This is a genomic window from Streptomyces amakusaensis (assembly GCF_039532665.1).
GTDB classification, from domain to species: Bacteria; Actinomycetota; Actinomycetes; order Streptomycetales; family Streptomycetaceae; genus Streptomyces; species Streptomyces amakusaensis.
The window spans coordinates 1-12,114 of the sequence record NZ_BAAASB010000005.1 but is presented as its reverse complement, the minus strand read 5'-3'; the positions used below and the strand labels follow the sequence as shown (position 1 = coordinate 12,114).

The following is a 12,114-nucleotide window of genomic DNA, read 5'->3' as shown; positions in this document are numbered from 1 at the left end:
CGGACCCCCGGTCCGGCCGGACGGGCACAGCGCGCCCCGCGGCGCGGGAACCGAATCCCGCGCACCCGCCCGGCCGGACCGGACGGCACCCGCCCTTCAGCCATCGGAGAGAGATGAGCACCCTGACAGCCAGGACCAGACGGTCCTTCACCACCCACTGGTACGCGTGGGCCATGGTCCTGCCCGTGGTGGTCGTCCTCGCCGTGCTCGTCGGCTATCCGCTGGGCCGGGGCGTCTATCTCTCCTTCACCGACGCCGACGAGGTCAACATCGGCCGGACGATCGGGGACTTCTCCGTCCCGGCGACCTATCGGTTCGTCGGCCTGGACAACTACTGGAACATCCTCTCCGGCCAGGAGGGATCGTTCTACCCCCGGCTGATGTGGACCGTGGTGTGGACCGCGAGCTGCGTCTTCCTGCACTACACGATCGGCCTCGGCCTCGCGCTGCTGCTCAACCGGCCCATGCGCGGACGCTCCCTCTACCGGGTGCTGCTGATCCTGCCGTGGTCGGTGCCCGCGTTCGTCGCCGCGTTCGCCTGGAAGCTGATGTACAACACCGACAACGGTGTGTTCAACGAGCTGCTCGCCAAAATCGGCATGGGCCCCGTCGACTGGCTCGGCGACCCCTTCGTCCAGAAGCTGTCCGTCATAGCCGTGAACACCTGGCTCGGCGTCCCCTTCATGATGCTCGCGATACTCGGCGGCCTCCAGTCCATCCCGCGCGAGCTGCACGAGGCCGCCGAGATGGACGGGGCCACCCCCTGGCAGCGGTTCTGGAGCGTGACCATGCCCGGTCTGCGGCCGGTCAGCTCCACCATCGTGCTGCTGGGCACCATCTGGACCTTCAACATGTTCCCGGTCATCTATCTGGTGATCGGGCAGGCGGGCGGCACCGAGAGCGAGATTCTCGTGACCTACGCCTACCGCCTCGCCTTCCAGGGCGTACGGGACTACGCGGGCTCCGCCGCCTACGGAATCGTGATCCTCTCGCTGCTCCTGGTCTTCTCCGTCTTCTACCGGGGCATGCTCAAGCGCCAGGAGGCCGCCAAGTGACCACCGCGGAAAAGGTGTCCGGGGCCGTCCGCCCCGCCGTCGCCGCCCGGCCCGTGACCAGGGTGCGCGGCAGGGCCGAGCGCTCCCGGGGAGCCTCCGTCGCCCTGCACGCCACCCTCGTCGCCGCCTGTCTCGTCGCGCTCTTCCCGATCGTCTTCATCCTCCTGGTCTCGATCCGGGGCGAGAGCGGCTGGACGGCCCCGCTGGAGATGGCGGGCTTCACGCTCTCCAACTACGGCCATGTGCTCGGCGACACCGAGTTCCTCACCTGGATGCTCAACTCGATCGCCATCGCGGGCGGCACCATGCTGGTGGGCGTCCTCATCTCGGCGAGCGCCGGCTACGCGCTCTCCCGGATGCGCTTCCCCGGCCACGCGCCGCTGATGTGGACCTTCCTGGTCTGCCAGATGTTCCCGGTGGCGGTGCTGATCGTGCCGCTCTACAATATCCTCGGCGCGCTGGGGCTGCTGGACAGCCACGGCGGACTGATCCTCACGTACTGCTCGGTGTCCGTGCCCTTCTGCGCCTGGATGCTGAAGGGGTACTTCGACACCATCCCCACCGAGATCGACGAGTCGGGCCGGGTGGACGGGCTCACCCCCTTCGGCACCTTCTGGCGGCTGATCATGCCGCTGGCGCGGCCGGGCCTGGCGGTGACCGCGTTCTACACCTTCCTCACGGCCTGGGGCGAAGTCGCCTTCGCGAGCCAGTTCATGAGCAGCGAGACCAAGTACACGCTCGCCGTCGGCCTCCAGACCTTCGTCGGCCCGCACCGCGCCGAGTGGGGCCTGCTGACGGCGTCCTCCGTACTGATCATGATCCCCGCCGGGCTGCTCTTCTTCTTCGCGCAGCGGCATCTCGTCGCCGGGCTCACGGCGGGCGGAACCAAGGGCTGACGGCGGCGACGGGCGCGCGCGGCGCGGGCCCGCGCATCCGGCGGGCGTTGCCCGTCCATCCGCCGGGGGCAGCCTCCCGTACAGCGGGAAGATCCCTCTTCACCCCAGCACGATCACGTATTTGACGACTTACAAGGGAACGTACATGACCCAGGAGCTCGCTCCCACCCTCAGCGACCAGCCCGCCGCCGCCTCGGCGGACTGGTGGCGGGACGCCGTCATCTACCAGGTGTACGTCCGTTCCTTCGCCGACGGCGACGGCGACGGCATCGGCGATCTGCGCGGCGCCCGCGAGCGGCTGCCGCACCTCGCCGACCTGGGCGTGGACGCCGTCTGGCTCACCCCCTTCTACGCCTCCCCGCAGGCCGACGGCGGCTACGACGTCTCCGACTACCGCCTGGTCGACCCGCTGTTCGGGAACGTCTCCGACGCCGAGGAGCTGGTCGCCGAGGCGCACCGGCTGGGGCTGCGCGTCATCGTCGACATCGTGCCCAACCACACCTCGGAACAGCACGCCTGGTTCAAGGCGGCGCTGGCCGGCGGTCCCGAGCGCGAGCTGTACCACTTCCGCCCCGGGAAGGGGGAGCACGGCGAACTCCCCCCGAACGACTGGGAGTCCATCTTCGGCGGCCCGGCGTGGACCCGTACCGGGGCCGGTGACTGGTATCTGCATCTCTTCGCCGCCGAGCAGCCGGACCTCAACTGGGACCGGGCCGAGGTGCGCGAGGAGTTCGAGTCGATCCTGCGGTTCTGGCTGGACCTGGGCGTGGACGGCTTCCGGATCGATGTCGCGCACGGCATGGTCAAGGCGGCCGGGCTGCCCGACATCGGGCTGCGCGAGCAGGCCAAGCTGATCGGCGCGCAGGTGCTGCCCTTCTTCGACCAGGACGGGGTGCACGAGATCCACCGCGCTTGGCGCGCCCTCCTCGACGAGTACCCGGGGCAGCGCATCGGCGTCGCGGAGGCCTGGGCCCCCAGTGCCGAGCGGCTCGCGCTGTACGTCCGCCCCGACGAGCTGCACCAGGCCTTCAACTTCCAGTTCCTGACCTGCGACTGGGACGCTCCGGCGATGCGCCGGGTCATCGACGAGTCGCTCGCCGCGACGGCCTCCGTGGGCGCGCCCACCACCTGGGTGCTCTCCAACCACGACGTGGTGCGCCACACCACCCGCTACGGCGGCGGGGAGCGCGGTCTGCGCCGGGCCCGCGCGGCGGCGCTGCTCACCCTGGCGCTGCCGGGCTCGGCCTATGTCTACCAGGGCGAGGAGCTGGGACTGCCCGAGGTGACGGAGCTTCCCGACGCGGTGCGCCAGGACCCGGCGTTCTTCCGGGGCGACGGCCAGGACGGCCGGCGCGACGGCTGCCGGGTGCCGCTGCCCTGGTCGGGCACCCGGGCTCCGTACGGCTTCGGCCCCGGCGGCAGCTGGCTGCCGCAGCCCGAGTCCTGGCAGGGGCTCTCGGTCGCGGCGCAGACCGGCGACCCGCGCTCCACGCTGGAGCTGTACCGCTCGGCGATCGCCCTCCGCAAGACGCTGCCGGGGCTCGGCGACGGCGCGATGGAGTGGCTCCGCTCCCCCGAGGGCGTCCTCGCCCTCGGCCGTCCCGGGCTGGTCTGCACCCTGAACACCCTGGCGGACGAGGCCGTGCTGCCGGTTCCGGGGCGCCCGCTGATCTCCTCGGCGGCGCTGGAGTTCAGCGGCGGCGAGGTCCGTGTCCCCGGCGACACCTGTGTCTGGTGGGCAGTCTGAGATGCGCCCGGTACAGTCCACCCCTGTGACCGCACCCGCACGACTGGCAGACATAGCGGCCCAGGCGGGGGTCAGCGAAGCGACGGTGAGCCGCGTCCTCAACGGGAAGCCCGGAGTCGCCGCGACCACCCGCCAGGCCGTCCTCGCCGCACTGGACGTCCTCGGCTACGAGCGTCCCGTACGGCTGCGCCGGCGCAGCGCGGGACTGGTGGGACTGATCACACCGGAGCTGGAGAACCCGATCTTCCCCGCCCTGGCGCAGGTCATCGGGCAGGCGCTGACCCGCCAGGGCTACACCCCCGTGCTCGCCACCCAGACCCCCGGCGGGTCCACGGAGGACGAGCTGACCGAGATGCTGGTGGACCGGGGGGTGGCCGGGATCATCTTCGTCTCCGGGCTGCACGCGGACACCACGGCGGACATGCGGCGCTATGAGCAGCTGCACGCCCAGGGGGTGCCGTACGTCCTGGTCGACGGCTTCTCCCCGAAGGTGCGCGCGCCGTTCATCTCGCCCGACGACCGGGCGGCGATGAAGCTGGCGGTGACGCATCTGGTGTCGCTCGGCCACACCAGAATCGGGCTGGCGCTCGGTCCGCGCCGCTTCGTGCCCGTGCAGCGCAAGATCGAGGGCTTCGTCCGGGCGGTCGGGGACCAGCTGGGTCTGGCCCCCACCGTGATCGAGGCGGAGCTGATCCAGCACTCCCTGTACACACTGGAGGGCGGCCAGGCGGCGGCGTCCGCGCTGCTGGACCGCGGCTGCACGGCGGTGGTGTGCGCCAGCGACATGATGGCGCTGGGGGCGGTCCGGGCGGTGCGGCAGCGCGGTCTGGAGGTCCCGGACGACGTCTCGGTGGTCGGTTTCGACGACTCCCCGCTCATCGCCTTCACCGATCCGCCGCTGACCACGGTCCGCAAGCCGGTCCCCGCGATGGGGCAGGCCGCGGTGCGGACCCTGCTGGAGGAGATCCAGGGCGAGTCCGGGCCCGGCGGCGCGGGCGGTTCCCCGGCCCCGACCTACGGCGAGTTCGTCTTCATGCCCGAGCTGGTGGTCCGGGGCTCGACGGCCTCGGGGCCCGGCGCCCCGGCTCCGGCCCGTGTCTGAGCGGCTGCGCCGGACGCGGGACGGGCGGGTCCTCCGTAAGATGGAGCCGGTACGGCGGAAAACAGGGACCGAAGGATGATCAGACGGTCCGCCCGCGTCTGGCAGACTCTTCCCCCATGGGTGAAACAACCGTGAAAACTATGGAAGGCCGGACGGCCACCACCCCGTCACCCATGGTGGACGAGGACGCCGATACCGCGCGCGCCCCGGGCACCGGGGCGGGAGCGACCGGCCGGCCCGGCCGGTCCGCCCGGCTCGCCCGGCTGAAGGAGCTGCGCTCCCCGCGCCGCCCCCGCATCTGGTTCGAGATCCTGCTGATCGCGGTCAGCTACTGGACGTACTCCCTGATCCGCAACGCGGTCCCCGAGCAGAAGGCCCAGGCCCTGCGGAACGCGGACTGGATCTGGGAGACCCAGAAGTCCCTGGGCCTCGCCTTCGAGGAGAAGGTGAACCACGCCGCGAACTCGGTCACATGGCTGATCGTGTCGATGAACTACTACTACGCGACCCTGCACTTCATCGTGACGATCGGCGTCCTGGTCTGGCTCTACCGCTGGCACCCCGGCCGCTACGCGGCGGGCCGCCTCGCCCTCTTCGCGACCACAGGCGTGGCCCTGGTCGGCTACTACCTGTATCCGCTCGCACCCCCTCGGCTGATGAACGGCCAGGATTTCATCGACACCGTGCTCGTTCACGAGACCTGGGGCTCCATGGCCTCCGGCGACCTCAAGAACATGTCGAACCAGTACGCCGCGATGCCCTCCATGCACATGGGCTGGTCCTTCTGGTGCGGCCTGATCATCTTCGCCGTCGCCACCACCCCCTGGGCCAAGGTCCTCGGCCTGCTCTACCCGGCGGTCACCCTCGTCGTCATCGTCGCCACCGCCAACCACTTCTGGCTCGACGCCGTCGGCGGCGTCATCTGCCTCGCCTTCGGCTTCGCGGTCTCCTACGCCTGGTACGCGGCCCTTCCCCACCAGCTCCCCAAGATCCCCGTCCGGGAACCGGCGCGGGGGCGGCTGTGGCCGGCGAAGGCGTAGCGCGTACGACCACTCGCCCAACGATCGCCCGCACCCCTGTCGGGGCGCGGGCGATCGCGCTGTGAGCGTGGATTTCGCCAGCGTTTCGCTTCCGGGCCGAGTTCGGTCTTGAACGCGCACCACACGGCCTTTCCGACCGTGTGGCAGACCACTCCGAAGTCATCGGCCGACTCCCGGACCAGATGGAGTCCACGCCCGGCCGCCTCGCCGTCGGACGGGTTCCGGACCTGGGGCCACCCGCCCCCGCTGTAGCGCACCTCCAGCCGCAGCAACCCGCCGTCGACGAGGAGACTCACAGCGAACTCCCTGCCCGACGGCACACCGTGGAGCGGGGCATTGGTGGCCAGTTCGGAGACGCAGAGGCGGATGCCGTCCCGCCGATCAGTCAAATCCCACTCCGCGAGAGCCTCTGTCACGAAGGCTCGCGCATGAGGCGCACCGCCTTGGTTCTGAGCTACAGATCGCCCAGACCGTATCGCTATTCGCGAAAAGCAGCAAGGTGCCCTCATGGTGGGGGCCGCAGTGATACGCATACGGTGTGGGGCAGCAAGGACAGGAGAACGCCATCCGACGGGAGGACGCCATGGGCACCGGCGAGTGGATCAGCACCTCAATGCCGTATCTGACACCGCCGAGCGGGAAGGCGGGCGACGTCTGGGCCACCGAAGCGGCCTCCCGGAACCGCAAGGGGACTCAGCGCGTCATCGACGCGGGCGAGGCCGCCGCACCGAGCGACGTGGCCCGGCTCCTCCGGGTCGCCGAGGGGGCCACGGTCGTGGTGCGACGACGGATGATGCTGCTCGACGACCGGCCGTGCGAGCTGACCGACACCTATTACCCGGCCCATATCGGCGCGGGCACCCGCCTCGCGAAGACAGCCAAGATCCCCGGCGGTGCGGTCGCCCTCCTCGCCGGGCTGGGGCATGTCGCGGCCCGCGCCCTTGAGGACGTCACGGCCAGGATGCCCTCCCCCGAGGAGTGTGAGGCCCTGGACATCGGACCGGACGTGCCCGTCCTCCGGCTGACCCGAACCGTACTGGACCGCGCCGACCAGCCGATTCAGGTGGAGATGATGACCATGCCCGCCGACGTCCAGCGGCTGCGCTACGAGATCAGAATCGGATGACCGTGCCCCCGACCGAACCCGGTACCGCCGACAACCGCTCCCTGCATGCGCGGATCGCGGCAGATCTGCGCGACGAGATCATGAGCGGCGATCCGGGACCCGGTGGCAGACTCCCCTCGACCGTGCAGCTCAAGGCGAGGTTCGACGCCTCGAACGCCACCGTCCAGAAAGCTCTGCAACTCCTCAAGGACGAAGGACTCGTCGTCGGACGCGCGGGCTCGGCCGTCACCGTACGGGAGCACCGGCAGAGGACCGTGCGCCCCGCCTCCTCCATGGCCACGGCCGGGGCAGGAGAGCCGTACCCCTGGCTGACGGAGCTGAAGAAGCACGGCTCCCGGGCGGAGAGCACCCTGCTGGAGGTGATCGAGACCGCGCCGCCGGCCGATGTCGCCGCTGTGCTGGAGCTGCCCGAAGGGCAGTCGGTGCTGCTGCGGCAACAGGTTCTCTCCGTAGACGGCGAGCCCGCCGAACTCGTCGGGTCCTACTACCCGCTGGACATCGCCCGGGGCACCGCACTGGCGGAAAAGCGAAGGCTCAAGGGCGGCACCCCTGCGCTCCTCACCGATCTGGGCCTTCCGCCCCGGCTCAGTGTGGACCTGGTGTCGGCCCGCGTACCCACGCAAGAGCAGTACCGGCTGCTGCGGCTGCCCGGCGATCTGCCGGTGCTGCGCACCCTGCGGGTGGTCTACAGCGACGGCGACCGGCCGGTCGAGGCCACCGTGATGGTCAAGGCGGGTCATCTGTACGAGCTGAGATACGAGTTCGCTCCTGAGTGAACCGGGCCGGAAGCAGCCGTCCCCGGCACCGCCCGCCCCTCCGTACTCGGCGAGGCGGGCGGTGCCGCCCTCTCTTGGACCGTCTTGGTGGTCTCCCGGCCGCCGAGCGCGGTACTGAGAGGGTCGATGTCGTCTCGCTGGAGGCGGAGCCTGGCGTAGGGGATGACGACGCCTTACTCCAGGAGCAGGGGTGACAGTCGGGTGCCGGAGAAAGAGAATTCAGGGAAATAAAGGGATAGGAGCGGAATCTTCATGCAGGTGGACGATCACGGCGCAGAGGTCGTCGTCACGATGACCAGGGAGGAATTCTTCCTCTCTGTATCGCTCATGAGTGAAGCGCTGGAGACCGGTGACGACCGGGACTTCGAGACGCGCGTGGGCGCATCGAAGGATGCGGTGCGAGCCCTGTTGCGAAGTTTCCCCGACCTGCCTCTGGGCGGCGGATACTAGCTTCCGCCGAAGCCCCGTCAGGTGAATCCTGACGGGGCTTCCTGTCCGTGACAGCCCGCGAGAGCAGGAATCGTACGGATGCGTGGAGATTGAGTCAGAGGACCGGGGCGGGCACCAGGCGCTTGGAGTGCGGGTCGCCGCAGAATTCGGCGTCGATGACACCGCCGCCGCCCTCGCTGTTGACGCTGTAGGAGACGGTGTGGCGGCCGTCGGGGCTGGAGACGGCCTCGGTGACGGCGCCGGGGGTGCCGCCGCTGTGGCCCCAGAGGGTGGTGTTGCAGCTGTTGTGGGGGTTGTAGATGCCGAGGCCGTAGCCGGTGTAGAGGGGGTCGCCGGGGGCGGGGACGGCGGTCTTCATGGCTTTGAGCTGCTTGGCGGGGAAGAGTTTGCCGCGCATGAGTGCGCTGAGGAACCGGTTCAGATCGCCGGTGGTGGAGATCATGTCTCCGGCGGCCCAGCCCCAGGACATGTTGTGGGCCGTGACGTCGTAGAACTCGGTCGCGGTGGGGTCGCTCAGGGTCGAGTAGTTGCGGGCGCTGGGTTTGGGCAGGTGGGGGTTGTTCCCGGGGAGGCTGGTGGCGCGCAGGGCGAGCGGTTTGATGATCCGCTCGCGCACCTCGTCCTCGTAGGTGCTGCCGCTGATCTTCTCGATGATCAGCCCGGCCAGGGCATAGCCGGTGTTGGAGTAGGAGTGCTTGGTCCCGGGCGCGAAGTCGGGCTTGTGCGACAGGCCCACCTTGACCAGGTCCATGGGGGCGAGGGTGTCGTAGCGGTGGGTGAGGAAGCCGGGGGCGGTGAGGTGTTTGCGGGCGAACTCCGGGTCGCTGGTGTAGTTGAAGATCCCGCTGGTGTGGTTGAGCAGCTGCCGTACGGTGATCTGGCGGCCGTCGTTGCCGTTGCCCCGGACGACGCCGGGCAGATGCTTCTCCACGGAGTCGTCGAGGCTGAGCTTCCCCTCGGCCTCCATCTGGAGCAGCACGGTCGCCACGAACGTCTTGGTGACGCTGCCGATACGGAAGCGGTCGTCCGCCCCGCGCGCCTTGCCCGTCCTCAGATCCCCCACCCCCGCGGTGCCCTGCCAGACACCGTTCTTGTCCCGCACTCCGGCGGTGACCCCGGGCAGCCCCGATGTCACCAGCGCGTCCAGCGCCTGCTGGGTCTTCTGGTGCGCCTTCCCCGCTTTCTCCCCGTCGCTCCCGACCCCGGTCCTGGCCTGGGCCGGAACGGTGAACGCCGTGACGGCCACCGCCGCCGCGACCAGTCCGACGAGGCTCGTCCTGCTTATTTTGCTTCCCGCTGACATCCGCCACTCCTGGTGTGTGTCGTACCGGTGCTTCACCCGGGATGACCCAGCGCCGGATGCACTGGTTGACCGCTGCACGACCCTTGGCCGGAAGTCCGGAGGCGATGGCCGGATGAACGTTGGGCCCGGGCCCCGGCTGGTGGACCCGCCGGGGGCTGCGGTCAGCGGTTGAGGAAGGCGAGCACCTCGGGCCAGGACTCCGCGCGGGCCTTGGCGTCGGCGGCCCGGGTGCCGCCCAGGGGCAGGCGTTCGCCGAGGAGCACGGTGACGGTGCCCGTGGGCAGATAGGGATAGGAGCCCACCGTGTGGCCAGCGTCCGGGTGGATCAGCGCGCGGTGGGGCTCGGGGGTGCCCTTGCGGGCGGCGATCGACTCGGAGAACGACCGCGCGGCCCAGAGCGTGTCCTTGCCGCCGGCGATCGCGAGGACGGACCCGCGCATCCGGTCGTACGGAATGGGCCCTTCCGGGATCGCCTTGCCGCCCTTGGTCCATGCCTTGCCGCCGGGCGGGAAGGAGCCGACGACATGGTCGGACGGGGCGAACACCACCGCGTCGCGGATCAGGTCCGGGTAGTGCTGGGCCAGCAGCTGGGCGGGCTCGCTGCCCCGGGAGGTGCCCATCGCGGTCATCCGGCGGGCGTCCGCCCCCGGCTGGGCGGCGAGCAGTTCGGCCGCGGTGGCGAAGTACTCCAGCGGGACGTCCTGGAGGCTCTGGGGGGTGCCGGGGCAGCGGAAGTAGCAGAGCAGGAGGGTCGGATGGCCCCGGGAGGCGAGCAGGGCGGCGGTGCTGCGGGAGGAGCTGCCCCCGCCCTCCGAGCCGCCGAAGAGCAGGACGGGGGCGCGCTCGGGGCCGCCCTTCGCGGGGAGCAGCAGCCGGCCGGCGACCTTGTCGCGGGCGACGGTCAGCTCCCGGACGGTGACCTTCTCGGCCCGCCAGATACGGGTGAGTTCACGGTCGGCGATCGTGCGCCCGCCCGCCTCGACGGCGAGTTTCATGGTGTACGAGGAGGACTGCCCCGAATTGGCGGCGAACGAGTTCTCGTCGGGGTCGGCCCCGTCCGCCCGGACCATCGACCAGAAGAGGCCCATGCCGTCGGCACCCTTGTACGTCCCCGAGGAGGGGCGGGCCCTGGTGAGGTCCACCGAGCCCCGGGCGTCCGCCGTGAAGGCCGCCTTCCCCGACCAGGTGGCGCTGTTCGCGTCGTCGGCCTCGGAGGTGACGGTGATCTTCTCCCCGGCGCGCAGGCCGGTGACCCGGATCCGTACCGGCTCATCCACGAGCGCGGTCGGTTTGTCGACTTCGATGACCGCCTTGTCGCTGGCGTCGCCGTCCGAGCCGTCCGCACCGCCGGATCCGGAGGTGCAGCCCGTCGCGAGCACGGCGAGGGCCAGCAGCCCCAACAGCCCCTTGTATCCCCCATGTCTCATGCTCGCAGTGTGCTCCGGTACGGGCCCGGCCCGCCACACCTGCACGTGATCACGCGCGGGCCGCGGCTACTCCGGGTCGCGGTCGAACCGCGCCGTCGACCAGCGGTGACCGAGCGCGATCAGGCCGGCGCACCAGGCGACCGCGAGCCAGCCGTTGTGGCCGATCTCGCTGCCGAGCAGCAGGCCCCGCAGGGTCTCGATGGCCGGGGTGAACGGCTGGTACTCCGCGATCGGCCGGAACCAGCCGGGCATCGTGCCGACCGGGATGAATGTGCTGGAGATGAGCGGCAGAAGGATCAGCGGCATGGCCATATTGCCCGCCGCCTCGGGGTTGGGGGCAGCGGCGCCCATGCCGACCGCGATCCAGGTGAGTGCCAGGGCGAACAGCGTGACCAGCCCGAGCGCCGCGATCCACTCCAGCGCCGTGGCGTCCGTGGACCGGAAGCCGATGGCCACCCCGACCGCGCCCACGAGAATCACGCTCATGACGGACTGGAGCACTCCGCCGACGACATGCCCGACGAGCAGAGAGCCCCGGTGGATCGCCATGGTGCGGAAGCGGGCGGTGAGCCCCTGGGTCATGTCCACGCTGACGGACACCGCCGCACCGATCACGGTGCTGCCGACGGTCATCAGCAGGAGGCCCGGGACGATGTAGGCGATGTAGTCGGCGCGGTCCGCGCCGCCGCCGCCGATGCCCGCGCTCATCACGTCTCCGAAGATGTAGACGAAGAGCAGCAGCATCATGATCGGCGTGAGCAGCAGATTGAGCGTCCCGGACGGGTAGCGCCACGCGTGCAGGAGGTTGCGGCGCAGCATCGTCGACGAGTCGCGTACGGCGAGGGTGAGGGCGCTCATCGGACGTTCTCCTCGCTGCGGTTGGCGGGGTCGGTGAGGGCGAAGAAGACGTCGTCGAGGTCGGGGGTGTGGACGGTGAGTTCGTCCGCCTCGATCTCGGCCGCGTCGAGCCAGTCGAGAATGGAGCGCAGTTCGCGCTGGCTGCCGCCACTGGGGATCTGGAGGGTCAGCGCCTCGTCGTCCCCGGTGGCCTCGCGCACCGCGAGAGCGGCGAAGCGGTAGGCGGCCGGGTCGGTGAAGCGGAGCCGGACGTGCCCGCCCGGGATCAGGCGCTTCAGCTCCTCGGCGGTCCCTTCGGCCGCGATCCTGCCGTCGTTGAGCACGGCGATACGGT

Annotated in this window: 12 protein-coding genes and 1 pseudogene; 8 read left to right on the top strand and 5 right to left on the bottom strand. The window is 70.4% G+C overall.

Annotated features, from left to right (window positions below):
- The first annotated feature begins 113 nt into the window (after positions 1-113).
- The 5 genes from ABD371_RS10025 (at position 114) to ABD371_RS10005 (ending at position 5,840) form a co-directional block, all read left to right on the top strand.
- On the top strand, positions 114-1,055 hold the full coding sequence (locus ABD371_RS10025) for a carbohydrate ABC transporter permease (protein WP_344475049.1): 942 nt from the start codon (positions 114-116) through the stop codon (positions 1,053-1,055).
- Positions 1,056-1,069: 14 nt separating this feature from the next.
- The gene (locus ABD371_RS10020; RefSeq protein ID WP_344475733.1) at positions 1,070-1,951 is read left to right on the top strand and encodes a sugar ABC transporter permease; all 882 of its coding nucleotides are present in this window, start codon (positions 1,070-1,072) and stop codon (positions 1,949-1,951) included.
- A gap of 145 nt (positions 1,952-2,096) precedes the next feature.
- A complete protein-coding gene (locus tag ABD371_RS10015) occupies positions 2,097-3,698 on the top strand; it encodes a glycoside hydrolase family 13 protein (RefSeq protein WP_344475047.1) in 1,602 nt (533 codons plus the stop codon).
- A gap of 1 nt (position 3,699) precedes the next feature.
- The gene (locus tag ABD371_RS10010; RefSeq protein ID WP_344475045.1) at positions 3,700-4,800 is read left to right on the top strand and encodes a LacI family DNA-binding transcriptional regulator; all 1,101 of its coding nucleotides are present in this window, start codon (positions 3,700-3,702) and stop codon (positions 4,798-4,800) included.
- 116 nt (positions 4,801-4,916) lie between these two features.
- Positions 4,917-5,840 (top strand): phosphatase PAP2 family protein, encoded by a 924-nt coding sequence (locus tag ABD371_RS10005; RefSeq protein ID WP_344475043.1) that lies wholly within the window; start codon positions 4,917-4,919, stop codon positions 5,838-5,840.
- On the opposite strand, the gene ABD371_RS10000 is transcribed toward ABD371_RS10005, so the two are convergent.
- A complete protein-coding gene (locus tag ABD371_RS10000; RefSeq protein ID WP_344475732.1) occupies positions 5,750-6,349 on the bottom strand; it encodes an ATP-binding protein in 600 nt (199 codons plus the stop codon). The two genes, ABD371_RS10005 and ABD371_RS10000, sit on opposite strands and share 91 nt — an antisense overlap.
- Positions 6,350-6,423: 74 nt before the next feature.
- Between ABD371_RS10000 and ABD371_RS09995 the strand changes: the two genes are divergently transcribed.
- The 3 genes from ABD371_RS09995 to ABD371_RS09985 all read left to right on the top strand — a co-directional run bounded on the left by ABD371_RS09995 (position 6,424) and on the right by ABD371_RS09985 (position 8,192).
- The gene (locus ABD371_RS09995) at positions 6,424-6,966 is read left to right on the top strand and encodes a GntR family transcriptional regulator (RefSeq protein WP_344475731.1); all 543 of its coding nucleotides are present in this window, start codon (positions 6,424-6,426) and stop codon (positions 6,964-6,966) included.
- Entirely contained in the window at positions 6,963-7,742 is a 780-nt protein-coding gene (locus tag ABD371_RS09990; protein WP_344475041.1) for a GntR family transcriptional regulator, read from the top strand. Before ABD371_RS09995 ends, ABD371_RS09990 begins: the two co-directional genes overlap by 4 nt.
- Before the next feature lie 252 nt (positions 7,743-7,994).
- Entirely contained in the window at positions 7,995-8,192 is a 198-nt protein-coding gene (locus ABD371_RS09985) for a hypothetical protein (RefSeq protein ID WP_344475039.1), read from the top strand.
- A gap of 94 nt (positions 8,193-8,286) precedes the next feature.
- Here ABD371_RS09985 and ABD371_RS09980 read toward each other — a convergent pair whose 3' ends face one another.
- The 4 genes and pseudogenes from ABD371_RS09980 to ABD371_RS09965 all read right to left on the bottom strand — a co-directional run.
- Positions 8,287-9,495 carry a serine hydrolase domain-containing protein gene (locus ABD371_RS09980; protein ID WP_344475037.1) on the bottom strand — a complete coding sequence of 403 codons (1,209 nt, stop codon included), beginning with the start codon at positions 9,493-9,495 and terminating at the stop codon, positions 8,287-8,289.
- A 161-nt stretch (positions 9,496-9,656) separates the two neighbouring features.
- Positions 9,657-10,922, bottom strand: coding sequence for an acyl-CoA thioesterase/bile acid-CoA:amino acid N-acyltransferase family protein (locus ABD371_RS09975; protein WP_344475035.1), 1,266 nt, complete (start codon positions 10,920-10,922; stop codon positions 9,657-9,659).
- Positions 10,923-10,988: 66 nt separating this feature from the next.
- Positions 10,989-11,780 carry an ABC transporter permease gene (locus ABD371_RS09970; RefSeq protein ID WP_344475033.1) on the bottom strand — a complete coding sequence of 264 codons (792 nt, stop codon included), beginning with the start codon at positions 11,778-11,780 and terminating at the stop codon, positions 10,989-10,991.
- Positions 11,777-12,114: pseudogene (locus ABD371_RS09965) on the bottom strand (ABC transporter); the annotation flags it as partial. The gene ABD371_RS09970 and the pseudogene ABD371_RS09965, both read right to left, overlap by 4 nt.

Bases quoted from the DNA above. Each gene is read 5' to 3' on its own strand.
- ABD371_RS10000 (WP_344475732.1), bottom strand. From the start codon at position 6,349: ATGAGGGCACCTTGCTGCTTTTCGCGAATAGCGATACGGTCTGGGCGA.
- ABD371_RS09985 (WP_344475039.1), top strand. From the start codon at position 7,995: ATGCAGGTGGACGATCACGGCGCAGAGGTCGTCGTCACGATGACCAGG.
- ABD371_RS09980 (WP_344475037.1), bottom strand. From the start codon at position 9,495: ATGTCAGCGGGAAGCAAAATAAGCAGGACGAGCCTCGTCGGACTGGTC.
- ABD371_RS09995 (WP_344475731.1), top strand. From the start codon at position 6,424: ATGGGCACCGGCGAGTGGATCAGCACCTCAATGCCGTATCTGACACCG.
- ABD371_RS10005 (WP_344475043.1), top strand. From the start codon at position 4,917: ATGGGTGAAACAACCGTGAAAACTATGGAAGGCCGGACGGCCACCACC.
- ABD371_RS10015 (WP_344475047.1), top strand. From the start codon at position 2,097: ATGACCCAGGAGCTCGCTCCCACCCTCAGCGACCAGCCCGCCGCCGCC.
- ABD371_RS09970 (WP_344475033.1), bottom strand. From the start codon at position 11,780: ATGAGCGCCCTCACCCTCGCCGTACGCGACTCGTCGACGATGCTGCGC.
- ABD371_RS10025 (WP_344475049.1), top strand. From the start codon at position 114: ATGAGCACCCTGACAGCCAGGACCAGACGGTCCTTCACCACCCACTGG.
- ABD371_RS09975 (WP_344475035.1), bottom strand. From the start codon at position 10,922: ATGAGACATGGGGGATACAAGGGGCTGTTGGGGCTGCTGGCCCTCGCC.
- ABD371_RS09990 (WP_344475041.1), top strand. From the start codon at position 6,963: ATGACCGTGCCCCCGACCGAACCCGGTACCGCCGACAACCGCTCCCTG.
- ABD371_RS10010 (WP_344475045.1), top strand. From the start codon at position 3,700: ATGCGCCCGGTACAGTCCACCCCTGTGACCGCACCCGCACGACTGGCA.